At 58.6% G+C, this 24,657-nt stretch carries 22 protein-coding genes; 9 read left to right on the top strand and 13 right to left on the bottom strand.

The features are described from left to right. Positions 1-347 precede the first annotated feature (347 nt). Positions 348-554 (bottom strand): hypothetical protein, encoded by a 207-nt coding sequence (locus ACE10X_RS09630; RefSeq protein ID WP_018269959.1) that lies wholly within the window; start codon positions 552-554, stop codon positions 348-350. A gap of 847 nt (positions 555-1,401) precedes the next feature. Here ACE10X_RS09630 and ACE10X_RS09625 point away from each other — a divergent pair. Further along, positions 1,402-1,512, top strand: coding sequence for a hypothetical protein (locus tag ACE10X_RS09625; protein ID WP_077230994.1), 111 nt, complete (start codon positions 1,402-1,404; stop codon positions 1,510-1,512). Positions 1,513-2,690: 1,178 nt separating this feature from the next. Here ACE10X_RS09625 and ACE10X_RS09620 read toward each other — a convergent pair. The 3 genes from ACE10X_RS09620 to ACE10X_RS09610 all read right to left on the bottom strand — a co-directional run bounded on the left by ACE10X_RS09620 (position 2,691) and on the right by ACE10X_RS09610 (position 7,357). Then, positions 2,691-4,910, bottom strand: a complete 2,220-nt coding sequence (locus tag ACE10X_RS09620) for a hypothetical protein (RefSeq protein ID WP_026192329.1) — start codon at positions 4,908-4,910, stop codon at positions 2,691-2,693. Positions 4,911-5,539: 629 nt separating this feature from the next. After that, the gene (locus tag ACE10X_RS09615; protein ID WP_240537172.1) at positions 5,540-5,881 is read right to left on the bottom strand and encodes a hypothetical protein; all 342 of its coding nucleotides are present in this window, start codon (positions 5,879-5,881) and stop codon (positions 5,540-5,542) included. Between the two features lie 237 nt (positions 5,882-6,118). Then, on the bottom strand, positions 6,119-7,357 hold the full coding sequence (locus ACE10X_RS09610) for a cytochrome P450 (RefSeq protein WP_026192328.1): 1,239 nt from the start codon (positions 7,355-7,357) through the stop codon (positions 6,119-6,121). A gap of 1,379 nt (positions 7,358-8,736) precedes the next feature. On the opposite strand from ACE10X_RS09610, the gene ACE10X_RS09605 reads away from it, so the two are divergent. Beyond that, positions 8,737-9,267, top strand: coding sequence for an SPASM domain-containing protein (locus ACE10X_RS09605; protein ID WP_225161279.1), 531 nt, complete (start codon positions 8,737-8,739; stop codon positions 9,265-9,267). 135 nt (positions 9,268-9,402) lie between these two features. Here the strand turns inward: ACE10X_RS09605 and ACE10X_RS09600 are convergent, their stop codons facing one another. Further along, complete coding sequence (locus ACE10X_RS09600; protein WP_016844737.1) at positions 9,403-10,686, bottom strand: FAD-binding oxidoreductase; 1,284 nt, start codon at positions 10,684-10,686, stop codon at positions 9,403-9,405. A gap of 139 nt (positions 10,687-10,825) precedes the next feature. After that, on the bottom strand, positions 10,826-11,515 hold the full coding sequence (locus ACE10X_RS09595; RefSeq protein ID WP_375764169.1) for a methyltransferase: 690 nt from the start codon (positions 11,513-11,515) through the stop codon (positions 10,826-10,828). A gap of 810 nt (positions 11,516-12,325) precedes the next feature. Between ACE10X_RS09595 and ACE10X_RS09590 the strand changes: the two genes are divergently transcribed. From ACE10X_RS09590 to ACE10X_RS09580, 3 genes are read left to right on the top strand one after another with little or no spacing between them, the layout of a single operon-like run. After that, positions 12,326-12,901 carry a hypothetical protein gene (locus tag ACE10X_RS09590; protein WP_016844739.1) on the top strand — a complete coding sequence of 192 codons (576 nt, stop codon included), beginning with the start codon at positions 12,326-12,328 and terminating at the stop codon, positions 12,899-12,901. Beyond that, positions 12,892-13,545, top strand: coding sequence for a hypothetical protein (locus ACE10X_RS09585; RefSeq protein ID WP_016844740.1), 654 nt, complete (start codon positions 12,892-12,894; stop codon positions 13,543-13,545). The genes ACE10X_RS09590 and ACE10X_RS09585 overlap by 10 nt, the downstream gene beginning before the upstream one ends. 40 nt (positions 13,546-13,585) lie before the next feature. Continuing rightward, a complete protein-coding gene (locus ACE10X_RS09580; protein WP_016844741.1) occupies positions 13,586-14,344 on the top strand; it encodes a hypothetical protein in 759 nt (252 codons plus the stop codon). 360 nt (positions 14,345-14,704) lie between these two features. On the opposite strand, the gene ACE10X_RS09575 is transcribed toward ACE10X_RS09580, so the two are convergent. Beyond that, positions 14,705-15,088, bottom strand: coding sequence for a VirK family protein (locus ACE10X_RS09575; RefSeq protein WP_225161277.1), 384 nt, complete (start codon positions 15,086-15,088; stop codon positions 14,705-14,707). 961 nt (positions 15,089-16,049) lie between these two features. Beyond that, positions 16,050-16,532 carry a hypothetical protein gene (locus ACE10X_RS09570; RefSeq protein ID WP_155258733.1) on the bottom strand — a complete coding sequence of 161 codons (483 nt, stop codon included), beginning with the start codon at positions 16,530-16,532 and terminating at the stop codon, positions 16,050-16,052. A gap of 895 nt (positions 16,533-17,427) precedes the next feature. Here ACE10X_RS09570 and ACE10X_RS09565 point away from each other — a divergent pair. The 4 genes from ACE10X_RS09565 to ACE10X_RS09550 are packed head-to-tail and all read left to right on the top strand — an operon-like array spanning position 17,428 to position 20,704. Continuing rightward, complete coding sequence (locus tag ACE10X_RS09565; RefSeq protein ID WP_125459152.1) at positions 17,428-17,817, top strand: hypothetical protein; 390 nt, start codon at positions 17,428-17,430, stop codon at positions 17,815-17,817. Between the two features lie 41 nt (positions 17,818-17,858). Continuing rightward, complete coding sequence (locus tag ACE10X_RS09560) at positions 17,859-18,548, top strand: response regulator transcription factor (RefSeq protein ID WP_026192327.1); 690 nt, start codon at positions 17,859-17,861, stop codon at positions 18,546-18,548. A gap of 28 nt (positions 18,549-18,576) precedes the next feature. Next, positions 18,577-20,031, top strand: a complete 1,455-nt coding sequence (locus ACE10X_RS09555; RefSeq protein ID WP_028343877.1) for a type II and III secretion system protein family protein — start codon at positions 18,577-18,579, stop codon at positions 20,029-20,031. A gap of 10 nt (positions 20,032-20,041) precedes the next feature. Continuing rightward, positions 20,042-20,704: a CpaD family pilus assembly lipoprotein gene (locus ACE10X_RS09550; RefSeq protein WP_080583568.1), complete on the top strand. Its 663-nt coding sequence runs from the start codon at positions 20,042-20,044 to the stop codon at positions 20,702-20,704. 135 nt (positions 20,705-20,839) lie between these two features. On the opposite strand, the gene ACE10X_RS09545 is transcribed toward ACE10X_RS09550, so the two are convergent. From ACE10X_RS09545 to sctQ, 5 genes are read right to left on the bottom strand one after another with little or no spacing between them, the layout of a single operon-like run. Further along, positions 20,840-21,877: an EscU/YscU/HrcU family type III secretion system export apparatus switch protein gene (locus tag ACE10X_RS09545; protein ID WP_028343879.1), complete on the bottom strand. Its 1,038-nt coding sequence runs from the start codon at positions 21,875-21,877 to the stop codon at positions 20,840-20,842. Further along, complete coding sequence (gene sctT, locus ACE10X_RS09540; RefSeq protein ID WP_028343880.1) at positions 21,874-22,695, bottom strand: type III secretion system export apparatus subunit SctT; 822 nt, start codon at positions 22,693-22,695, stop codon at positions 21,874-21,876. Before sctT ends, ACE10X_RS09545 begins: the two co-directional genes overlap by 4 nt. 10 nt (positions 22,696-22,705) lie before the next feature. Beyond that, entirely contained in the window at positions 22,706-22,981 is a 276-nt protein-coding gene (locus ACE10X_RS09535) for an EscS/YscS/HrcS family type III secretion system export apparatus protein (protein ID WP_028343881.1), read from the bottom strand. A gap of 2 nt (positions 22,982-22,983) precedes the next feature. Further along, a complete protein-coding gene (gene sctR, locus ACE10X_RS09530) occupies positions 22,984-23,649 on the bottom strand; it encodes a type III secretion system export apparatus subunit SctR (protein WP_028343882.1) in 666 nt (221 codons plus the stop codon). Continuing rightward, the gene (gene sctQ, locus ACE10X_RS09525; RefSeq protein WP_028343883.1) at positions 23,642-24,643 is read right to left on the bottom strand and encodes a type III secretion system cytoplasmic ring protein SctQ; all 1,002 of its coding nucleotides are present in this window, start codon (positions 24,641-24,643) and stop codon (positions 23,642-23,644) included. Before sctQ ends, sctR begins: the two co-directional genes overlap by 8 nt. Positions 24,644-24,657 lie beyond the last annotated feature (14 nt).

The raw sequence follows: 24,657 nt of genomic DNA, 5'->3' as shown, positions 1-24,657 counted from the left end.
ACTACTAACGGTTGACGGAGCTGCGATACCCCGCGCGGTCGCTAGGCCTTTCCATATCGAGAGCCGAGATCTCAATTTAATCAACGATTGCTATCGTTTTAGATTCTCGTCCCGCGCTCGGATGATAACGTGCAGCTCCGCGGAGTGCTTTTGCATGATCATTGATGGCCACTCTGTGCTGGAACATCCTCATCCGTTCCTTGCGATCATGCTCCAGCGGCGGAACCGGAACGGCTTCAGAGGCGGCGCGCAAATTTCTTTACGCAAGAGGACGCGGCCGCTGTTCCCACGAGCGGCCGCGCCGCGAGGCCTCGATCCTCATTTTCTGCTTGGTTTGTATCCGGTGGTTAGTGCTGTACGCACGCCGGATCGGTCAAACAAAAAAACAGATCGCAGATACCATTCAACGGGTCGTCCGCGCATTGAGGATATGACGTGTCGGCGACCTGCACCTTGGCAGCGACGGGTTGAGCGGCGGCTTCAGCAACACAGGCCGGCACTGCCGCCGTTGCAAGCGCGGCGGCGCTCGCAGTCACAAACAGCAATTTTTTCATTCCAGAGTCGCTCCCTTAAGATCGGCCCCAAGCCGTCCTCATGGATATATGACGTTGCCACAAGTGGTAAAATTGATTTTCTTGATCAGGCCTATCTACGGGATGGATGAGTTCGGACATCTTTGCGGGCTCGGTTATGAGTTGCTCGGAGAAGCCGTTTATGGTCGGCTTCTCGCCGGCCTCTAAGCGGTCCGCATTGATCTGAGCAATCGGACAACGCGGTAACTGCATCGTCTCGGCCCAATGACTTGCACGGCTTGGAGGCTGGACGCGTGCTGCCCGAGGCGGTGAGTCACATTCCTGATGAGTGCACAAGCGAACTCATTATGACGGATGCGACGACTGCGCGATCGCTGAAATTCCATTCGTTTGTTCGGCTGCGCTAGAGGCTACACCGCATGGCTTCGGCCCGTTCAAGTACGGCGGCATACTGCTAATTCAGCGAGACTGCATTCCTGACCAGAACTTGCCACCGAGGGCGATATTGTTGCTGAGCGCGCGGCCGACTTCGTCGCGCAGCGACGGCGGCACTGACTGCAACCATCACCTCAGACTTGCTCGAAGGTCCCGATCGCGGCTGCCCTTACAAAATCCACACGGTACTCACTGCCAACGAGAAGAATCATGGCCCAAACGAATTATCACCGAGGCGATAGCTTCTGCAGACGTAGAAGCACCAAATGACCATTCTCGGATATGCCGCGTTAGCATCCAGGATCGACATCTCATCCGCTAGTTCAACTCCTAAAGGCAGCCGGCGACCGCGATCTACCGCGAGATGATCAGCGGTGCCGCGCCGATCGGCCACAACTCACCACGTTGATGGTAGCGCCTCCACCCCGGCGACGTGGTGCTGGTGACGAGGCTGGACCGGCTCGGCCGCAGCACCCGCCAGCTAAATGAGCTTGATCGAGCGCATCGGCAAGACTGGTGCTGCATTCCGCTCGCTCGGCGATAGCGCTGGTCATTCGCACATCGCCTAGGGAGCGACGCGGTTGCGACTGTCTTGCCGTCAGCTGAGAGCAATGTTGAAGCATTGTCGAGGGATGCTCGACGCCGGCCTTGCGCAACGACGCAGCTTACCGCAATCGCCTCGATCGGCGTCTCGCTGCCTGCCAGGGGTCCGACGATGCGTACCCACTGGCGGCGCGAGCAACTCGCTGCAGAGCGATGAATTGCCTATGTCGGCAACAACAACCGAAGCGATCGCAGGGTTCTAGCCCAGCGCGCGATCGGTCACAGTCGGGTTGCGTCTCATACCCGCGTAAGCTTAACGAACCCTCCTTCGGCCAACTCGGCTTGGTAGGTTCTTCCGTTAAGCTGGATTGTTTTGGGGGTGTTTGCGGTCGGCATGAAACCTTCTTCGCCCAACTTATCCATGAGAGCAGGTGTCGCCCATTGGCGTGGTAGCGGCGTTCCGAAGCGCCGGTTCTCCGTGAATAAGGCTCCGAAGTCTCGCCCGGCCTGCCCCAACCCCACTTGGTCCTCCGCAGGGTTATGAACAAGACGAACGCAATTGGAACCATCGAAACCGGCCGTGTAGCGGTGACCTTGGATTCACAGGTCATCGTCGGCTGGTCCGAATCCGGCAGGAGACCACGATGGAACAGCCGTTCGACCATTGAATCAGGTGCGATTTGCGAACCGTGGGAAAATCTTTGAGGAGCGGGTCCAGGCGATGCGGCAGACGCCGAGTACAGATCTTGCAGCGCAGATCTGCATGTCAATCTCTGCGCGCGATCCGTCGTTTCTGCCTCAACTTCGACGGGTTACCAACCAGAATGAGCGGGATAGCCCGGCCAGCGCGACAAAGAACAAACGAGAGCGCGGCCTACGTGAGAATCCGGCAAGCGAGAAACGAACTATTCACCCGATCGAGAGTGCAGAACGAACAGGTCCCAGCACCTTCTGGGGGCCATGGAGGCCGATGCTGGGACCGTCGTGGCCACATCCGGGGGTAGCAAACGGACAGGCCCACCTTATTGTGCATCGTCAATTCGATTCGTCAAACCGGCCCACGGTGTGCGTTCTCGCGGAACGCCGATCACTCGGAAATCGCTTGAGATTCACCGGCTTCAGCCAGCCGAACCACTACTCAGCGCAGCCCAAGCGGCACTTCCTCGCCAGATACGCGCACTACATCCCGTGTCGAGCGAGTTGCATCGAGCCGAACTCCGCCTCAAGACGGGGATACCATGGCTGGCCGCCACCTCTGCTGAACAAGGACTTGCAGAACGCCGGCGCAAGCCTGCCGCGGTGGATCAACACGTCTTCGTGTCCCATTGCAGCTCGAGCATTCTGCCAGAGCCGATTGTAGCCGCGCTGTTCATTGGACTTCACGTGGCAAGCAGCGAACTCGGCGCCATCCAGCGTCGCCAATTGCGAGACATATACCGGCCTCTTCGTATGGATGTGCACCCACACCGGATCCGGCATCGCACCATTGCTCAGTGCCCTGGGCTGCAGCTTGATCTCGAACAGCGTGCCTGGCTCCCCCTTCAACGCACGCGGCGGATCGGCAGACGTCAACTCATCGGCCGCCCGCAGGTATTCAAGGTACTTCTGCGACGGAAAGGCGTACGTCTTCATGCAATCCATCGTGATCGCAGCCTTCCGCGCGTTCAAAGAATTTGCCTGTCCCTGCACCTCGGACCACATCGCCTTGAGCCGGACTATTTTTTCGTGCACTTCAGGCACCTGCGCAGGCGTAAGCAGGCCACGTCGGCGAGGTTCCTCTAGCGCCGCTACACAGGCCTCGATCTCGGCGGCTTGCGTCTGAAGGCGCTTAACGACGAGATCCACGATGTGGCCGGCATCCTCGGGCTTCATTTGGCGCGTTTGCGAGACGGCGCTTTGCTGCGCTGGAAGATCGAACTGCAGCAGCTCGTCCAATCTATTGAGCAATCCGTTCAGCGCTTTCCTGGAGGGCGGAGCACGCCACATTTCCTGGCCGGCCGTTGACGATGATTCCTTTGCGCGTGCCGCCTCTTCCGGGGTCGCAAGCTTCTTGGTGCCCAGATCCGAGAGAACGATGACCTTACCTGTCGGAGCCGAAGCAGCGTCGGGCCTGGCGACCTGCGCCTCGCGTAGACCGGCCGCCGAACTCCCCTCACCTGCCGCCGGTGTGCGCTTGCTTTTTCCCTTCTTGCGCGCAGCCTGGCCCTCAGACACTGCGCCGGTATTTTCCGGTATCCAGTTGGCGGGCGGCTCGATCACGGCGGGTGTCTTTGGCTGCACCGCCAAAAACCGCGTGACGTCGTTTGCGGTGACCCAGGCAGCTTCCTCGATCTGGTCCAACAGGTCCAATGGAGTGTCCGCCCCCATTCCAGCATCCCTCAGCCCAGCGACGATGCCGTGCACCCCCGACGCAAATTCAGAAAGCCGTTCCATGACCCCTTCCAAAACGGTGCTGTGCTCCGCGTCGAGCGCCGCTCCGCGGTTGTACAGAACGGCTTCGCCCGTCGACGCGAATGCCGGAACAACATCGTTGATGAAGGTCCCGAGCAGACGCATCCGCCCGTCCTCACCGATGAGGGCGTTACTCAGCGCTGGTTCGAGCGTGCTCGCCCGCGATTCGATCAGGAGCCGCGCGAGAGCGATCCGCGATTGCAGATACGTGCACTTCGTAAAAAGTGCCCAGCCGGTATGCAGGCGTAGCATCTCGGGCGTGGACCCCGGCAAGCTGGCGGTGGCCACGCAGACGGACTGCATCCGTTCCGAGCGCAATGCCTTCTTTCCCCACCACTCCATGCAGGCCATGTAGTGCTTCGCCACGGTCGACACCGCTCGGCTTAGCTGTGCGGGCGCAGCGTTGGCTTTGCGCAGCTGCTCGAGCACGGCTGCGGCTTTCTCTCTACCGGCCTCCAGGTCGTAGACAATCGAGGTAGCCACGGCGTTGCATTGGTCCCCCGCAGCAAGAGTCTCGACTCTGACTCCGCAAGCCTGATCGTCGGAAAGAAGGCTGCGTGCCACGTCGGGAGGGAAGCTCGCATAATAGTCCAGAACTTCCGAGCCCGCCTTGACGACTTGATCAATCAGGTCCTGCGCCTCCGACCGGTTCCGCGCTTGGCCGGCCGCCGTTTTAGAAGCACCAACAAAGGCCACAAGTAGGCCGCGCATTTTTTTCTGCGCTGCTCTGACCTCGTCTCTCGTCGGGACAGCCACATCCGAAGCCGGCGGCTCGCCGACGAGCGGCGCCATTCCATCTTGAGACCTGGAGTGCATCCGCTCCACGACGGAATCGAACGATTGCCTGGCTTCTCCGGAGACCGGTCCAGGCTCCCCGCCCGATCCCCACATGCTATCAGCTTCTGCAGGCTCAACGTGCGATTTGCCAGCTCGGCCAATGCCCGTCATATCCAATCTCCGATCGAATCGAGAATGCGCAGCCTGTCTGATTAGACAGCTTGGCTGACGGGCAGCTGACGAACAGCTCTTTCCGGGCTACACAGAAAATGGCCGGATCACCGTGGGCTCCGGTTCATCGAGGCTGCCAGTGCTGCAACAGGCAGCGATGCAGCGGATGAGCGCATCAAATCGGGGATCATCCGCTGCAGTGCATGACCGCACCGTAACGTTGCTTCGGCGTGATCCCGCCAAAATCCATACTGACAAGCCGCGGCAGATGCGACGGGGCAAGACACTATCCAGCGTCGCGTTCGTCTGCACGGACTTGGCGGGCTATCTCGAATAGCGGAGAGCCGCCACGAGAATGCCAGCATCTTGAAACGGCTTGATCATTGCGGCGAGGTGCATCCCCCGACTTTGTCGAGGGGGAGAGACCTTCGGCCGCCGTACGTCCCATCATCGAGGAGGAGATACGAGTCTTAAATCCAAGAACCTGCACACCCACGGTCGCACACAATTTAAATAGGTCTAAATCTTCGATCAAAATCGCATTATCTGTATTCACCTTCGGATCGAGCAGAACCCATATTGAGGGACTCCTTCGCAGCTCCCGCCCATCCGAGCCCGTTGAGCAACGCTCATAAAAAAATGGCAACGACCGTGCCAAGCGCACCGAGCGTCAACCCGACCAGCGAACCGGCCGTCGGCACATCACGAAAAAGTATAAAGGCGAGAACTGGCTCCACGACCAGAATAGCTCCGACTGAAATCGCGACAATGATCCAGATATTCTTGAGATGCATGTAGCCCAGCGCGTATCCGAAGACGAGCAGGACGCCACCGACGGATATCAGCACAAACATCGGCAGGAGCATTGTGACATCCCCGCCGGCCTTGCCAAACTGCCTTGAGGCAATCAACTCCGCGATTATCGAAAGCGCTTCTCCAACGAAAATCGCGGCCACTGCTACAATCTTCACTGTCAAGCTCATCGGCCCTTGATTCCAACTATCCAAGTCAGCGCCGCAGATGAACACTCGGAGGTATCGGTGATCTTGCCTCTTGGAGGTGCCAGTGGATTATGCGTCGCTACTTATCGCTGCTCGCAGGCGTCTCAAAGCCTGCCCAATTGCAGACCGGATCTCAACATGCAGCGATTGTTTCGCGCCGACCAAGCCGCACCCCGGGGCCGGTCGCCAGATTCGAGGGATCGAAGCCTAGGCTGCAATCCGCACAGGAAGAGCGGAATAACCGTGCACAAAGTTCGACGCAATTCGCTCGGGTTCGCCGACAACCTCGACTTCCAGTCGTGCCTTCAAAATCTCCTCCCAGAGGATTTTCAGCTGCAGCTCCGCAAGATGTCGACCAACGCAGCGATGGATCCCAAATCCGAACGAAAGATGTTGCCGCACGTTCCTGCGGTCGATGACGAAGCGCTCGGCGTTCTCGATGACTTCATCGTCGCGGTTTCCTGAGATGTACCACATGACGACCTTGTCGCCCTTCCTGACTTGTTTCCCACCGACGATGCTATCGGCCGCGGCGTTGCGGCGCATATGTGCGATGGGCGTTTGATAACGAATAATCTCGGACACGGCGCTCGAGACAAGTTTCGGATTATCGCGTAGCTTTCGCAGCTCGGAGGGGTGCTGGTTCATGAACAGGAGGCCGCCGGTAATCGAATTGCGCGTGGTGTCATTCCCACCGACGATCAGCAGAATCAGATTTCCAAGAAACTCACTCGGCTCCACGTGTCGAGTTGCAGGCGAGTGCGCCATCATGGAAATCAGGTCCATCCGTGGCTCGGCATTGATGCGCTCGTTCCAAAGGCCTGTGAAATAATCCAGGCACTCGGACAAGATCGCACTTCGCTTGTCCCAGCTATCGATCGGCTGGCCAGTTCTGGGCATTGCAACAGCTACGTCCGACCAATAGGTCAGCAGACGCCGATCCTCAAATGGAAAGTCGAATAGCGTGGCAAGCATCTGCGTCGTCAATTCGATGGAGACCCTATCCACCCAATTGAAGTCATTGTTGCGCGGCAAGCCGTCCAGAATCGTCCTGACGCGACGACGGATCAAGCTCTCGAGTTTCGTCAAGTTTTCCGGCGCGACTATCGGACTTACAGTATCACGCTGCTCGCGATGCTTAGGCGGACCCATCTTGATGAAACTCTGCGTCCAGTGCCTGTCAGGCACGTCGACAATAGTGACGCCTTGCTCCGACGAGAATATCTTGTGATTAGTATCTACCTCTACGATATCGCGGTATTTCGTTATGGACCAATATGGACCATAGGGGCTATCCTGGCAGTAGTGAACGGGATCTTCCCTTCGCAGCCGCTCGAAATAACCCCATATGCTATCATCTTGAAAGCGCTTGGCTTCGCTTACGTCCAGATTGCTCAGCGGGATCTTAAACGCGCCGTCGGTTCTGTAGTCTACCAATTGCGTTATCACGATCGCCTCCGCAGATTTTGCTCTCTTGAGAGCTTGCGGATCCACAGGTCGCGATCCATCGTTTCGAGCTGCCGTGACGTTTTGTTGCGAGCGGATCGTCGCCCCAACAGAGTATCCTAAAGCGCGGGCAGTCACCCCTACCAGTTCCGGCAGGTAAGGATGGCGTTGACTTTCTAACTCGATTTGCCCCAGTGGATTGATGAGAACAATCCTCGCTACACAGGCGTCGCCCAATGCCAGCTAGATCGCTGCTCGCGCCACCGAACAGCGCAATGTGAGCCACCTTCCAGCTTCTTTAGGTGCCAGATACGACGTTTTCGGCTCCCCGCGGCCGCATATTGGCCGCGGGATCGTGCGGTGACCACGACCCACGCTGATCGTCGTCGACGAAATCAGTTAGCACCGCTCCGCCGAGAAAGGCCAATTTGGTTCTCAACATGGCAACAAGCGTGCTTCATTCATCATCCTGACCAGCAACTTGCCATCTAACGGGAATAGGAACTATCGCCGCCAAGAGCTTGCGATGCTCGACCGCTTGTCCATCGCATTGATGGCGCCCAAACAGTTCGCGAGCGCAATCGCTTGCGCGACAAATAGAAAGATGTTTCAGAACCTGCGCTGCCATCGGAAAGCCTTAGGATGTGCCGCTTGGGCGGATCCGGCGCCGGTTCCGCATCGCTACGGCTGCGGAAGCATCTCCGCAGACCATTCTAGCGAGAACACCGAGCCCAGCATCTGGCGTGGCGCTGACTCGGAACGAAGATGTAAGTAACAGCCAGCGGTGCTACGCGACGGCCAACGCATAGAGAGCCGAGTTGGCACGCCAGGCCTATCCAGGCTTCGGTAGGCGTGGCCGAGCTCGGAGCATTGTTAGCGACGAGATAGGAGCTTGGTCTAGGTCATTTCGCCAACCTGCATATCCTGTATTTGCAATCCGTGAGGAGCAAAGCAAGCGGCTGCTCATCGAACGCTGCGCTCCCTCTCGCAATTTCTTGCTCCGGCGCCTGAAAGGACCAGACAGAATGACGGCATATCCCATGGTGTTACAAAACTTACGCGCTGCCAATCCTGGTCGCCGGGTATTGGAGATAACGACGACCGCAGGATGCATCGTCCGGTGTACTTATTGCCACCAAGACAAGTTCGCTGATCGGCAAAGACCCGTGTCTCAAGCGAAGTACCTAGGTCTTCAGGATTTCGAGCGGTGTCTTGCACGCGTGCCGAGGACTACCGAGATCAGTTTTGCCGGCTACTCGGAGCCTTGGCTCCATCCGAAATGCACCAGGATGGTTGAGCATGCTTACGCACGTGGGCATCAGATCCGAATTTTCACGACCCTCGTCGGAATGAACGGGAGTGACATTCGGCGCTTGCAAATGCTGCAGTTCAGGGCTTTCATCGTCCACGTTCCTGATGACGGCACTTATATGAACAGCCGGCTCGTCGGAAAGTCCTATCTCAATGTCATGCGCCGACTCGTCGAGGCGAACATTCCCTCGATTCGATTCGTTGTCCTGGGCAAAGTCCATCCGGACCTCGCCGACACCATTCCCGCAAAAGCGCTGCAGCGCTTGCGTCCGCTGAGTAACAGCCGAGGACGTCTAGAGTCGAATATCATCAAACCGCGACAGCCCGTCGTCGGACCCTTGACGTGTATTGGCAAACAACAACATCGGAATGTCCTTCTACCAAACGGCGACGTTACTCTGTGCGGGATGGATTTTGAGCGGCGTCATGTCCTGGGCAATCTTTTGCGCGACGAATACGCATATCTCTTCGAAAGCCCAATTTTTCACGAAATCGCCGATCGCATGAACGGAATGGATGGCTTTCTGCTCTGCAGGATGTGCGAGTTTGCTCACCCGCAGACGTCGGGATGTTATATGGATGCCGACCAACAGACGTGACGGCCGGCCTGCACGAGTGTGGATGTCAAGATTCTCTCTGAAGAACGCGACCGATGCCAATTCGCTCGCCACGTGCCGGGAACGGCCAAACCGATGGAAACCGCCGGATCGGATATGCGATTGACACGAGGCGGATCAGAGCCGCGCCTCAGTGAGGTGAACCAGTTGAGAGCCTGCGCTGTAGAGGGCCTCACGGGCGGCACGAAACCGCCGATATTCAACCGGCGCAGCTGGAAGTGGTAGGTCCTCTTCCGCAAGGCGGCCGAGAACGTAGGACGCCAACACCCGGCCGAGGACGGTCCCAGGTGCAATCCCGCGCCCGTTGTAACCGCCGAAGGACACGAGGTTACGGTCGAGCTTGTGAAAGCGCGGCAGGTGGTCGGAAGTCATCCCGATCATCCCGAACCAGCCGGCTTCGAACTCGACGTCGCCGAGCTGCGGAAACAGCCTACGTAGCGACCTGACCGCCCAGGCTCGGTGAACCAAGGTGCCGATACCCTCTAGAGCGCCAACGCTGCCGAACACCAGACGGCCGGACTGATCGAAGCGAAACGAGGAAAGGACCTCGTGGGTGTCCCATGCCCCTTGTCGTTCGGGCAAGATTGAGGTCCTGAGACGATCTGGTAAGGGCCGCGTTGCCAAATTGAAGTAAGGTAGACGGATCTGCTCTCGCTGAATCCGCAACCAAGGTCTTTTGCCGTAGGCGTCGGTAGCGACGATTACCCACTCAGCACACACAGATCCCATTGCCGTGCCGACCCTCCAGCGCAACCCCATTTCGTGGACTGTGAGGACTTCAGTCTGCGCGAATATCCTCGCGCCCGCCGCAAGCGCAACGCGCGCCAAGCCGCGCGCATAGGCCAGTGGCTGTATTGTACCGGCGCGCGTATCGAGCAGCGCGCCGGTATAGTTGCCACCGCCAATCTTTCTGCGCGTCTCCTTCGCATCAAGCACCGCGACCGGAGCGCCGCGTTTCTGCCACTGTTCGGCACGAATCTGGATTTCCTCCAAGCCCCTGCGGCCGACCGCGCAATGCAGGGTCCCCGCGCGCTCAACTTCACAGTCGATCCCATATCTCTCGATCAGTGCAAAAACCTCCTGCGGTCCTCCACCCAGTAATTCGATGAGCCGCTCTCCAAACGGGGAGCCGAGCGTGTCTGAGAGCGTGTCGGGCATGACCCACATACCCGCATTGACGAGCCCGACGTTGCGCCCGGAACCACCGAATCCAATTTCGGATGCCTCCAGCAGAATGACGCGCACGCCGCCCTCCGCGAGGCGGATAGCCGCAGAGAGTCCAGTATATCCACCGCCAATCACAACGACATCGGCTTGCAAATCACCCACGAGAGGACCGGTATACGGCGGCGCCGGCGCCGTGAGCTCCCATAAGCCGTGCGACTTGCGATTGCCTTGCATCCGACGAACTCGTTCTGCAACGCATCAAACTCGGCCGGCGGTCTTCGCTATCGAACTACCGATCCGAACGAGTCGTGAACCGGTACTTTAGCAGTTTGACCAGCAGCAGCGCTTGGCGGATCCAGGAGCCGAAGAGGCTTCATCGAATCGTGAGCTCCCAGATGATCCGGATATGCCCGCCATGAATCGATGGTCGGAAAATATGCATATTTCTAACACGCAGGTTACTATTATCGATCAAGTTCAAGACGCGCCCAATATCTCCCTGATCAGAAAAGACGACATACATCAGGCCGTTGGCGTTGAGCCAATTATGCGCTCCGCCGAGAGCTGAGGCCATGGCGCTGTGATCTTCGTCAAAGCAGGAGCGCTCCAAATCGTCCCTTGCTTTTCGGTTCCAGTACGGGGCGGCAAACAAAATACGGTCGAACTTTTCTTCAGGCTGCAGCGCAGAATAGATGTCACTGAGGCGCGCTTCTGCCTGCTTGGAATGACCTAACCGCTCGATGTTTAACTTTGTGGTGAGAACGGCTTGCGGATTGATATCGAGAGCCACCAGGTGTTCTGCCCCAGCGCGAGGTGCCGCCAGCCCCAGGACGCCTGATCCGCATCCCAAATCCCATACTGTTGCTCCAGATTGGATGTGCCACTTCGATATCAAGGCGTCGGGAGCGTGACTTAGGCGTGGCGACAGAACGCCGGGGAGAATGTGCAAGAGCATACCGCACACTTCCACGTCGTGCGGGTGTTCGCATGACCGCAGATCCGCGATCATAGCGTCTACATCGGTCGTTTGGCGCCGCGCCGATATGGCTTTGGGGGCAGTCATTCAAATCTCCAGTTCCCTGGCGCGCGCTTTGCCTCATCGTCCTGCCATCCAATCGATGGAACGCCCTATTGAGCAAGTGCGCCTGCTGTTGCACTGTACAGGGCCTACCGGTTTAAAGAGTTTCGGGCAGGTTTGTCCCAACGTGTCTGAATGCGCTTTGCGCCTTCGCCGACTGTCATTGCCTCTCAATAAGCAACGGCCGTGCCATCGGAATTCAAAGCGCTCGGCTTCTGATTTTCCTTGGAGAACGACTGCCGGCAGCTCTGATGTTCTGCCGCCCCGACGATTGTCTCCGGCGGTGTCGGACTCCGAACACGTATGACCAAGTTGGCGTACGAATGGCTTCGTGTTGCGGCTATTCTCGCAGCTATTCTCACGGCAGGTTGACCGGAAATCAGAAGTTGCGACCTGGAAACTTCGACGAGAGCTCGTCAGGAATAGACAAGATTTCGCACAATTCACGATTTGATGCCGCCCCAATGGCTATCTAGCTGATTTAAGAAAAAGCGATATTTCACCCTGCGCTTGCCTCCGACGATCGAAAACTCGCCGACGCCATACCGGCCTTCGCCATCATAGCGCCGATCGCCTGAATCGAGATAAGGAGGCGATCATCAATGGAGCGGCATACCCTTGTTGCAGCTCAACTCCTCAACCCGCGCCCACTTTTATCACAATCCCCTCTTTGTGTCTGCGATCCGCGCTGCAGCGCCTCGGAGCAGACACTTTCCGGACCTCGTTCACTCTACCTGACGGGAAGTCACGTCAGGTTTTGGAAAGTTAACATCAGTAGCGAGGAACCACAGAGCTATGCTGGCGGACGAGATCATGGACCGATTGAGCACTATCAACCAAGCTGATCATGATTCGGCTGCATCCAATGCGGCCGCGGAACAACCGCAACAGCCGCAAGCGGAGTTCGAGCAGCACCTGCTGGACGCGCCAGGGGCCGACCCCATATATTCCCATAGAGAGCTTTATGATGTCACCGAGGAGGACGATCGCCTCATCCAGGCGGCATCCGGCGCTGCTCTCAAGCGAGATTTACCGCCGAGGCCTACCACCGTCAGTATTTATGATCGTCGGCTTCGCAAATTGGCTGAAGCGCTGAAGCAGGATGGCAAATCAATTTCTGGCCTCGATGACAATGCGTTGCTCGGACACGCTAGAAAGCTGCTGCCGAACGACAAGGTGATCGCCCCGCATTGTCAATGGTCAGTCGGTACCGCGAGCCTGACGCAGACGCTCTCCCCCTCAGAACACATTATCGTCCTTCCAGGGAAGATGAGCGTCTCATCAGGGAGGCTGCCGAGGCACGTTTTGGTCGACAGATCGGCGAGAAAAAGGCCGGGGGCTATGCGAGCGGGCTGCGGAAGTTGGCGGTAGCGCTCCGCCCGTCGTCCATTGCCAAGCTCAGCGATGACAAACTGCTCGGCCACGCAGTCCGTTTGTTTCGAAATGACAAGACGCTCATCGCCGCCTTGAACGCTCTCCGCGACTATCGCGCGATCGTCGGGCGGGGTAATTTGGGCGCAGAAGGAGGCAGTTCGCGGCAGGTCATTCAACCGCCCTCTCCTTTGCCCATGCGGCCGGTCGATGAACAGCGCTTGGGGAGCGCTGCGGATCGCGACGCCTCACTACCGGCTGATGGTTTCAATACTCTGCAGGTTTGGCACGAGCCAAGTTTAGCCCCTCATTCTCCGATACATAGTGTGGCCCAGGATGAGCTTTTCGATACCGCGGAGCAGAGCAGCGAGCTTTCAGCTCCTGGCTTCGATGCACCATTGCTTTCGCAGCAAATGCGTTCAGCGACTTCATCGCCCGCGCCAAGTTTCACTCAGGAAGAACTTTTCGATGCCGTGACCGGTTGGCAACGAATGCACTCGGCGACTTCATCGCCCGTGCAAAGTTTCCTCCAGGAAGAGCTTTTCGATGCCGTGACCTGGCGACCCAGCCCGCGGCCGAATTTCGTCCCTGAAAACTATTTTGGACGGATGATGGACCAAGGCGCTGCGGCCCAGACCACTTGAGCGGACGTCCTTTCCAGCCAGCGACAGCTTTGATGCTTCTTTGGCCGTTCCCGAGGACTTCTCCCACGGCACCCAGCCTGCGCCGGATATGATGCGCTCCAAGCTGGGTCGATGGGGTCTGTTGCCCGATGCAGCACAGTGGGTAAAGACCTACGATATTCGCGGTGAAGGCTATACGGGCGTGTTGGGACCGCGAGGGCCCAATGATGTTCAGCTCATCCATCTGCGGTCTCCCGCTGTCGGCGATACGTTCGATGTGTCGTTTGCCGTTCCCAAGGACTTCTCGCATCGCACCCAGCTGGCTCCTGACATGATGCTATCCACGTTGGGCAAGTGGGACTTCTTGCCTGTTGCGGAATATCCGGTCATGAACTACGAGATCGGCGGCGAACGCTACACGGCCATGTTGGGACCGGGAGGACCCAACGACGTTCAACTCATTCACCACCCTCGGCCCGCTTTGCTGGGCGAAGCGACGCGTGCGGTGGGGAGGGCTTCCCCGGGTATCGACGTCGGTCCTGCGCCAGGGTTTGATGCACCCGCACCTTTCGAATGGCGCGAGGACGCCCCTTCGGCGCTGGCGCCAAACCGTACACAGCCGAAAGCCTACCTGGAGGCCGCGTTCTTCTCTTCCATCGGCCGCTATTTGGCTAAACAAGGGGCTCGTCGGCGATGTATCTATCACGTTGTCGTCGCATTCGGCAGCGACGGCACTTTCAGCCGAGCAGACCCGAGAACCATCGGGATACAAGATGCGAACGCGCTACAAGACCATGGCTTGGCCGACGATCAAACGTGAATCATCACCGGCCGGTGGACCATTCGGATTGGAAAGAATGTCTCACTAGGGTCGCGGACAAGGATGCGAACGTACTTTGGCGACCCGGTTTTTGGTTTGATGAGGGCCCTTGGCTCCTGATCATACCAGCATAGCCGGCACTGGCGATCCTCCGATCACAAAGATCCGATGAGGATCGTCAGCCCTCATATGGCGCCTTTGAGCGAACTGGCGCACCTTCGTGCAACTCGGACGCCCAGACGAAAGACGGTCAGAGACAATCCGGCCGTCTTCACGATCTATATTATCGTGCCATGCTCGGTGAAGCATCCACGCGGTTAAGGAAACAGCTTCGAAGTGGGGTCCTGCGCCGTGCTCTTCTTACCAGATGAACTTCGCGCCATCAGGCAGGTCGCAGATGAATTCGCCCTGGTGCACAAGTTCGGTGGTCCCGACGACAAGCTTCGAGGCCCGCACCGTGAGCTTGCCTTCGCGGCTGAGGCTATGGCGGATGTACTCGGTGACGGCATGTCCCGCGCTGTCCACCGTTTGGTGCGCATTGGCGAAGCTGATGCCGTTCTGGGGCGTCACCCTGAAGGCATTGATGACCAGACCGGCCTGCGTCGCCGACGCAGGCTTGCTACCCTCCGCGTTGGCACAGCGGCTCATGTCCAGGATGAGCTTCACGTTCTTTCCGGTCTGCAGGGCATTGAGCACCTCCGTGTATTTTGGCGAAGGCTCGTCGGCTCTCGCCATCGTGCTCATGCTTGCGGCCGAAAGCAGGGACAACAGGATCGTCAGCCCTTTGCCAGTACACTTCATATGCTCATCTCCCTCGATAAGTACCAAAGATCGCACGCTGCAAGACGTCGTCCTCGCAAGCCGTTTGGCGGATTCCAGACATCAAGCACGCCGCGCCCTGCGACAAAAACAACCTGTCGCGACCAAGCACAAGTGGTTGTGACGGCCATTCCGACGTCACAACCTCGTAGGTCAGGTTTACTAAAGTGGCCTGAGCTCGTACGACATCGCTGGAACGATTCGATCGACCGCCAGCCGCCTAGAACTACAAACGGCAACCGGTCGCGCCAATCCAACGGAGGCCGATATGACCGAGCGGCCCCAAATGCGCCTAAGCGGGCGATTTCCGAAAGAAGACTTCGACCAACCGCATCTGCCAGCTTGTCCACGTTGAGACCTGGTAGGACTCTCTGCCCGCGGGGATGGCCGACAATGGGTGGCTGGGCGAACAAGCTCAGTCAAGACACCCGATCTCGCCCTCGTCGAAAACAGGAACGCCAGATGGCACAAAGCAGTGTCGACTTCAAATATATCGCTTTGCGTGGCTTCTGTCTGGCTGACCGCTCACCTCACTGAACTGAATTCATCCGGCACCCCTCAAACGGATACTGGCTTCCTTCCTGGTCCGTCAGCTTCTCGAAAGCTGCACCTGCAAAACTCCATGCCAACGGCCGGCACTCGAGGGGAGATGGAAGAAGAATGAATGTTGATCCACGGAATCCCGCAGATACTCCCTTTGAGGCTCACGGCGTCCTGAAGCAGCCTCACCGCGTGGACCGGCAGCCAGACGAGCTGAGCGCACACACCGACGCGCCGGCACACAGGTCCTAGCATCAAGCAAGCTTTGAGCAGCAGCTAGATGACTTGAGGTCCGACGCGTGGTGCCCATTTCGACCTGCCCTTCCAAATTGATCTTTGACGTCACTCATTCGGGCGGGCTTCGGCTATTGCCTGACATCGATCCGGTCGCCGCGTTCGTGCCCGAGACCGAACCCGTGTCGTGAGCCGGAGAACGCCTTCGGCGAAATACGGGACGCGCGTTTTGAAGACCGTCAAGCGCAGTAAACGCCGCATCAAACACGGCAAGCCGCGCAGCCGCTCTACGCCTATCCGCCTTTTGAATGCGTTCCATCAAAACAATTGATTTTGCCGATCCTGCATGAAGCCCCCATAGTCGGTTGCGATCTTTGGAGGCAGCATTCAGGAATGTGGTGTGACAATCGATTCTCTGTCCAATCCCTTGCCGGTCAATTCCACTTCGGCAATCGCGCGTCTGCATCCAGAAGATCACGCGCCAGATCAACGCTTCTTGCGGCCAGCCAAAGTCAGCCTGCCAATCGCCACGTGTGAGGCGATCCGGCAATCGCACGCTTACGCGCGCAACGGCTTCGCCCTTAACGCGCAGCAAGTATGGCTGCCTCATGCCATCGTTGCAGGTCAGACTGCGCGTCATAGAATTTGGAGAGACGAGATGCTCACGACGTTGGAGAAAGTAAGACCGACAGAGATCCTCAAAGCTGTGACCGTGTCCAGACTGCCTCGCTGTCGCCTCAAGACGCGCACAAGTTTGAGGGTACGTTGTAACCAATTGTTAAAGACACTTGAATCTCACCCAACGTCAGATTGTAGGATTTCCGACAACCTCGCGACACACAACCGCGCTCGCGCGAACACTTCCCGACAGGTAGCAAGAATTGCGAACGTCTCTCAAACTCAACGCCACACCACTTCGCTCGGTCACACGGATCGATCACTCCTGTCGACGGCGTGTTCTCAACACCGCTTACGTGCAGCGCGAAGGAATCAGTGCGACCCCTGTTGCAGCCGGATCAGGATCTAGCATTCGGGCCGAAAGCAGGCTCTGTTTACCTCGCACTGTCCGTGCACCACGCAACCAAAAACTCGAGCTTCGATCATTCCGCCGCCGCTCATCCAAGATGAGATGCAGCTGGCGCAATGACCTCGATCAGAGGCGTCCTAACCCCGACAAGCAGCGCCCCTATCTGCCCCTCATTCACGACTTGTCGATGGGGCGCAGCATTGGACGCGGCAAAACATCGGGATCGTTGGCGCCCTGCATGTCTATCACCGGCTAGGGAGCGGTTTTCTCAGTAGTCGGAAGGCACATCGATCTGTTCGTCGTACATCGCTGCGCCGGAGGCATCGTCCAGATGCGTGGCCTGAAATTGTCATTCACGCGGAACACCTTGCCTCATCGGGACTTGGCGACGCCACAGGCTCGACAGCATAGCAAGATTGACCGCGGGGCCGGGGCAAGGTGGAAGTGGTGGGGAGTTCCAACAATGTCGGTTTCGCCAGGCTGTTCAGCCACAAATCCATCGGCTCGCTCCTGGGTATTGGCTTCGATTGCGCGCTCTAACGCCATCACGATCGAAGACGGCTACTCAGTGCGTGCAGACATCTCTGCGATCAATGCTCAGATCCGCCAATCTGCTGCAACCGCTTGCGGCCTCGTGAATGATTTTGCATCTCTTCCCGGCATAAAGGGCCCGCTCGGCATCGCCGGCGACGTATGCAGTCACCGTCGGGTCATCGCATTTTTCAATCTCATGATAAGTATGTCACCGGGATTGATCGCCCGCCACCACGCTCCGCTTCGTCGCTGCCGCACTTTGGCGCTCACGCCAAGGCGGACGTCTGTCAGTTTCGTCGAACCTCTTGGTCAACCGTGACGCGCTTAAGGTCTTGGCGTGTATGGACGAGAGGCGATGAAATGCGAATTCTCCTGGTTGATCATCATGCGGACTTTGCCCGTGCTGTGAAGGAAGCGCTCCCCTATTGCGGGTTCGCAGTTGACGTGACACGCACGCTGGATGAGGCGGCGGCCGCGCTGGATTGCGCCAACTATCACATTCTTTTGCTCGAATTGGTTCTGCCCGATGGAGACGGCTTGGATTGGCTGAAGCAGCTGCGGCGCGAGGGACGCTCGATGCCGGCCATTATGATGAGCAGTCTCAACGATCTCGGCCGGCGGATTGCGATCTTCAATGCGGGCGCGGACGATTTCCTCCCCAAACCCGTATCGACCGAGGAACTCATCGCACGCATGCGGGCCATTCTGCGGCGGTCGACGCAAATGACGGCGCCGCTCGTGACATTCGGCAATCTGCACTTCGACCCCATTGCGAGGCAAGTCGCGGTCGGTGGTCGGATACTGAAGATTGCCCGCCGCGAAGTGTGCATTCTTGAACATTTGCTCAACCGTGCCGGCCGCACCGTGCCGCGCGCATCACTGGAGGACAGCCTGTACGCGTTCGACGATGAGGTCTCGACCAATGCGCTGGAAGTCGGGATCTATCGCCTGCGCACGCATTTGAGCCAGTCGGGTGCGACGCTCAGGATCAAGACCGCGCGCGGCGTCGGTTACACCCTTGAACTCATTGAGGCAGCCTCGGCTGCCTGATTAAATCGAACTCGAAAGCAACAATCCCTTGAAGGTCATTTACAATGCTGCCGGCACCGATGAGCCGTCGATGGTCGCCAGCGCGTCGCGCTCTGCCGGTTTATCTCGCCTCTGCTACGTCCTGTGCGGATTTGCTATGCTGTTTTCATCTGCTGCGGCAGCCGAGATCAAGCGGGATGGCAAAGGAGAACCGCCACGCGCGGCGCCGGGCGGCACCTCCGGCACGCTGAACCTGACTTCTTCACAGGGCAAGACAGTTCATCTGACCGCTGCGGCGACCAGCATCTTTGTTGCTGACCCGACGATTGCGGATTATCAGGCACCGTCGAACACGACGATCTTCGTGTTTGGCAAGAAATCCGGACGGACCAGCCTCTTTGCCCTGAACGAAAACGGCGAGGCTCTCGCCGAGCTGCGCGTGGTCGTTACACAGCCGATCGAGGACCTGCGAGCAACGCTTCGAGCCGAGGTTGGCGACTATCCGATCCACGTGAGCTATACCCCACGCGGCGCTATCCTAAGCGGTACGGCGCCCAATGCCGAAGTCGTCGAGACCGCCAAGAAAGTTACCGAGCAGTTTCTTGGGGCCGGGTCACTGGTCGTCAACAAGATCCAGGTCGCCGGGTCGTTGCAGGTGAATCTCAGCGTACGGGTCGCAGAAGTCTCCCGCAGCGCCGTCAAGGATCTCAATATCCATTTCACCGCATCCAGCCCGAACGGCGCTTTTCTGATCAGCGGCAAAGATGGCGGGTCTGGCGCCGCCGGCGGCGGCGGCACGATCGGTATCGGGTTCAGCGCCGGCAATACCAATCTCAGCGCTGTTCTCGACGCGCTCGCCAGCGAACACCTCGCCTCGATCCTGGCTGAGCCGAATCTGACGGCGATGTCCGGCGAGTCCGCAAGCTTCCTGGCCGGCGGCGAATTCCCCATTCCTGTGATGCAGGATAATCGGCAGGTTTCGGTCCAATTCCGCCAGTTCGGCGTGAGCCTCGAATTCGTTCCGACGGTTCTCAACAATAATCAGATCAATGTCCGTGTGAAGCCCGAAGTCAGCGAGCTGTCGAGCGAGGGCCAAGTCAAGATCAATGGCATGGAAGTCCCTGCCCTCTCGACGCGGCGGGCCAGCACCGTGGTCGAGCTCGCCAGCGGTCAGAGCTTTGCAATCGGCGGCCTGATCAGGCGCAACTTCAACAACGACATCGGCGAATTTCCCTGGCTCGGCGACGTGCCGATCCTCGGCGCGCTGTTTCGCTCCTCATCGTTTCAAAAGCGCGAAACCGAGCTTGTCATTATTGTCACGCCTTACATCGTGCGGCCCGGATCGAACCCGAGCCGGATGAGTGCGCCGAACGATCGCATCGCACCGCCGTCGGACGCGGGCCGCATTTTGACGAATACGCTGGCGCGACCGCCAAAAGACCGCGATGCGCCCCGCACCAGCGCACCAGGATTGACCGGCAGCGCCGGCTTTATCATCGAATGAGGATCGTCAAATGACCTTGCGACGTCTGTGCCATTTGATCGTTATGGCGGCAACATTAGGTGGATGCGCAAATAGCGCTTCGGTCCGTTCCGAGCCGGCTGAGCAAGCGATCCAGGTGGAGCAGAAGAGCAGCGTCTTGTTCCTGCAGAGCCTTCGTGGCTCCGAAAGGCATCGGCTGCGGAGCTTCATTGCGAGTGCCAGTGGCGGCCGGCGGGATGCACTCCATGTCGATGTCACCGGCTCTCCCCGGCTCATTGCACAAGTGGCTCACGAGGCCCGTGCCATGGGCATTGCCCCCTATAACATCCGCCTTGCTGCCTCCCCGCTCGATCTGCCCGCCCGGTTCGGGGTGCGGATCGAGGCCATCACCTTTGAAGCCCATCCTCCTATCTGTCCATCGCTTTCCATCGTCGGGCCTGCAGTAAACGATAATTCATTCGATCCGACCCTTGGCTGCTCGACCAGAAACAATCTGGCAGTCATGGTCAACGATCCGCTCGACTTGCTGGACAATCGATCTGTCATAATAAGTAGTGGCGATCGCGCCGCCATTCCTGTTGCCAGCCACGGCAGCTTTGCCCCGCCCAACAAGAGCAAAGGGGAAGATGGAGCGAGCAACAGGGCAACGGAAGCCCCCGCGGCGGCGACGAGTGACGTACAGCCCCCTCGATGAGGGGCTGCCACCTAGCGCCACCGTCAAGATGATCCAGCGTTTTTTCCGTCCCGATTGATTGCGGAACGGGGCTCTAAATTTTCGGTCTGGCGCGTTTCTTCACGCGAATCGGGACCCGCTTCGCCCGCAAGCACTCTAGACCAGCCCGCCAGCGTGAAGCGCTTTTGCGACCGCCTCGAAATATTGCGAAGGAACCGGGTTGCCGAGCTTTGCTGTGCCGAGCAGCTGTCGCGCCAGGACGTCGTCATCCACAATCTTGAGGACCAGCGCGCGCGCCTCGCCAAGCAGTTTGGAAGCAGTTTCGCCCTCGCCACGGCAGACCAGGACAGGCACACCGGTTTCGCCGCGAACATACCTCAACCCAACCAGGGTTGTGGACCCCCTTAGGATCAGGTTGGCGCGATGAACGCCAAGCGGAGCCTCGTTCGCGGACTCCTGGCGCAGACGCCGGTGTTCACGCTTCACCTGCGGATTGCCTTGTTGTTCCTTGTTCTCGCGCTTGGCCTCGGTTTCGGTCATGCGCATCTCCTGCAGGAACAACCAGCGCTGGATCAGAAGATCAATCAATCCGCCAACGAGAAACGCCCCGGCGGCAATCCCGGCCAGCAGCTTGACTTCGGTGAAGACAATTCCGAGACAGCCCATGCCGCAGACCGGCAAGTACACCAGTGCTTTCCAGCTTGCGGTCACGGTGAGGAAAAAGCACGTCCCGAGGAGCACCACCTTAACCAGCGTCTTGCCAAGCTCGATGGCCGATCGTTTCGATGCGATCCGCGTCAAGCCCTTGATGGGATCCAGTTTCTCAAGTTTCGGTTTGAGTGGCTCCAAAGCAAACATGAAGCCGCCATTGGCCAGAACATTGGCCAGAAGGGCAGCTGCCACGGCAGCCGCGAGCAAAGGCCCGACCGTTGCAATCGAAAGTTCCAATAATCCGCTGAGCGCCTGCGGAACAGCGCTCGTGAAAGGCTGGTCCTGCAGTTTGTCGATCAGCCGGACCGTTTCATGCCACTTGTCTTCGATCGCTCCCGCTCTCCACCACAGGCAGGAAAAACCAGCGCAGGCGCTGACCCCGCTCACCAAATCCGAACTGCGCGCGCTCTGCCCCTTTTTGCGTGCATCGCGCAGCTTCTTGGGTGTCGGAGGAAGCTTTTTCTCCTCGCTCGTGCTGCTCATTTCAAGAGCTTCTTGAAATGCTCGAGCACGTTGTTCGACGTCAGGATTTCGGCTCCCGCGTATTCGAGGAGATAGACGGTGTAGCTGACCATGATGATGCCGAAGGCGACATTCTTGATCGTAGGCGAAAGATCGTTCAGCTTGAGCTGCGATGCAAAGCGGCCGAGCATCATGACCGACACGTCGATCAACAGCAGCAGGGCCAGCACGGGCCCGGCGACCAATAGCGTCGTCAGCATGATATGATCGAGAAGGGTGAGGCATTCCATTGCCCCTTGTGCCGTGACCGCAGGCAGGAACTGATACACGGGCCAGATCAGATAGCTGCCATAAAGACTGCTCACCATGGTCTGGAGGCCGCCGACCAGAACGAAGATCGTGACCGCAGTGACACCGAGAAAAAGCCCGGTTCCTGACGCCTGGCTGTGCGTCGCAGGATCTTCCGCCGCGACCTGGCTCGAGATTCCTCTCTGGGTATCGATGATGTCGCCGACTGCCTGGATACTCCATAGGGGAATGCTGAGCAGGATGCCGAGCAGAAGGCCGACGAAGACCTCCTTCAAACCGAGCATGGTGACGCTGACCAGACGCGTGTTCGGGTCTAGCGCCTCCAGGCCCAGCCTGATCTGCGCCAGGCACGGTAATCCGATCGCAATCGTCAGGCTGCCCCGAATCAGGCCGCTGATACGCGGCCGCGTAAAAACAGGAAGCACAAGCATGATGCCCAAGGCGCGGGCCGCGCTTAGGCCGGTTGCCGCGACAAGTTCGATTCCTCCCTGGACGAGAGCGTGCGCATCGGTGGGTGACAGGCCAGCCATCCAGGTCCCGCTAGTATCTTGCGGTGAGTGCAGGAAACTCGCTGAAAATGCGCTCGGCTTGTTCGATGAGCGGAACACTGAGCACAGGAGAAAAGCCGGCGAGCACGGCGACGACGACCAGAAGCTTCACCGTCAGGGGCAAGGTTTGATCCTGGAGCTGGGTTGCCGCCTGGATGAGGCCAATGATCAATCCCGAAATGAGAGCTGCGAGGAGCGGCGGCAGAACCCAGATCATGAAAAGCACGAGCGATTGGCTCAGGTGCATGAGGATGCTGGCTTCGTTCATTATCAACCTCCGGGCGTCGTATAGCTTAATACCAGCCCGTGCATGAGACGTGACCAGCCGTCGATGGTGACGAACAGAAAGAGCTTGAAGGGAACAGATATCACCGTCGGCGACACCATCGACATCCCCATGGCCATCAAAATCGTCGTGACGATCAGGTCGATGGTGATAAAGGGAAGATAGAGAAGAAAACCGATTTCGAAGCCGCGCTTGAGCTCCGAGATCAGGAACGACGGCACAAGAATCACAAAATCATCAGCCGTGGCACTGCCGCGCATCTCCTCCGACCAGACATGTTCGGTCGATGACAGGAAAAACCGGCGCTGCTCTTCATTGGTGAACTTCTTCAGATGGGCGCGCAGCGGCTCCTGCCCCTCCTTGGCGGCCGTCACCCAGTCATCGAACGTTTGGTAGCGGAGTTGCGGATCCGTCAGGCGGTTATAGGTCTGCTCAAACACCGGCGCACTGATGAAGACCGTCAGGATCAGTGCCGCCCCGTACAGGACGATGTTGGGCGGTATCGATTGGGTTCCGAGCGCGTTGCGCACCAGGAAGAGCACAACGGAGACCTTTATGAAAGCGGTCGTTGTAACGACTGCGAAGGCGAGCAGGCCGAGGCCGACCGTGATCGCAAGAAGCGCCAGGATGCTGGGTTGAATCTCAGTCATTGACCGCCAACCTGCCGCGTAACCTGACGGCAAGTTCCTCGCCGACCCGCACGATATCGCCGCGGCCGATACGCTGCCCGTTGGCAAGGATATCGATGGGGCCCTCAAGCGACCGGCCGAGTTCGAACACATGGCCTTCGTTGATGCTTCGCAAGGTTCCAATCGACATCGGCCAGCGGCCGCATTCGAATACGAGCGTGATCTCGAGACTGTCGATATCGGCCTCGGAGGGGAGCTGTTGCGCTTGGGGATGTGTCGTCATGTGTCCATTTTTCAGGGGGTGGGATTGCGAGCGGAATGGCCCCCGCAGGACCAGCCTGTCGCCGGCAATCTCCGCAGGGGCCCACAATGCGCCCGCAGTCAGGATGACCTGCCCTCGAGCAAGCGGAATAGCGTCCGGCAGCAGCGCATCGCCTTGCTGTGCCTGACGAACAAGGCCGATCGTGATGCGGAGCGAGCCAACCTGGCCTGCGACAATGACAGGCAGTTCAGAACGAAGCTTGGGCGTCTGTCGCGGCAATCGGCCAAGCAGTTCGCCCAGGACGCTGAACGCTGGCGGAACCAGAGCGTCAAGAGACGAGAATAAAACCAGGCGAGCCTTGCTCGTGAGCTGACCATAGGCGACGTCGAATTCCAGGTATGGACCTGATTTCGCCGCTTCATCGGTGCGGAGAAGCTGCAAATGCCGCTGCATCAGTCGCTCCAATGGAGCGAGCAACGGCTCTAGCGCCAGTTCAAGCACCAGCGAACGCGTCGGCTCGGAAGGTAAGCTCAGGCCGTTCTGTACGGTCGCAATCAGCGCTTCGGCAAGCGGGACGGGCAAGGACAAGACGAGCATTTCGCCGCCGGCGTCAAAGACGCAATCAAGCATCGATGTCTCAGTCGGCTCGACCTGCCAGACAAGCCGGTTTATACGCAGCGATAGCAGCTTGTCGCCGAGACGGCTTTGCAGAGGTCCGCGGAAAACCGCGATCTCGTTGAGCCACGAGACCACAACATGCGAGAGGG

The sequence above is a fragment of the Bradyrhizobium sp. Pha-3 genome (genome assembly GCF_042258325.1).
Taxonomy (GTDB): Bacteria; Pseudomonadota; Alphaproteobacteria; order Rhizobiales; family Xanthobacteraceae; genus Bradyrhizobium; species Bradyrhizobium elkanii.
Note: the sequence above shows the minus strand (reverse complement) of the source record. Positions and strands in the feature narration are given on the sequence as shown.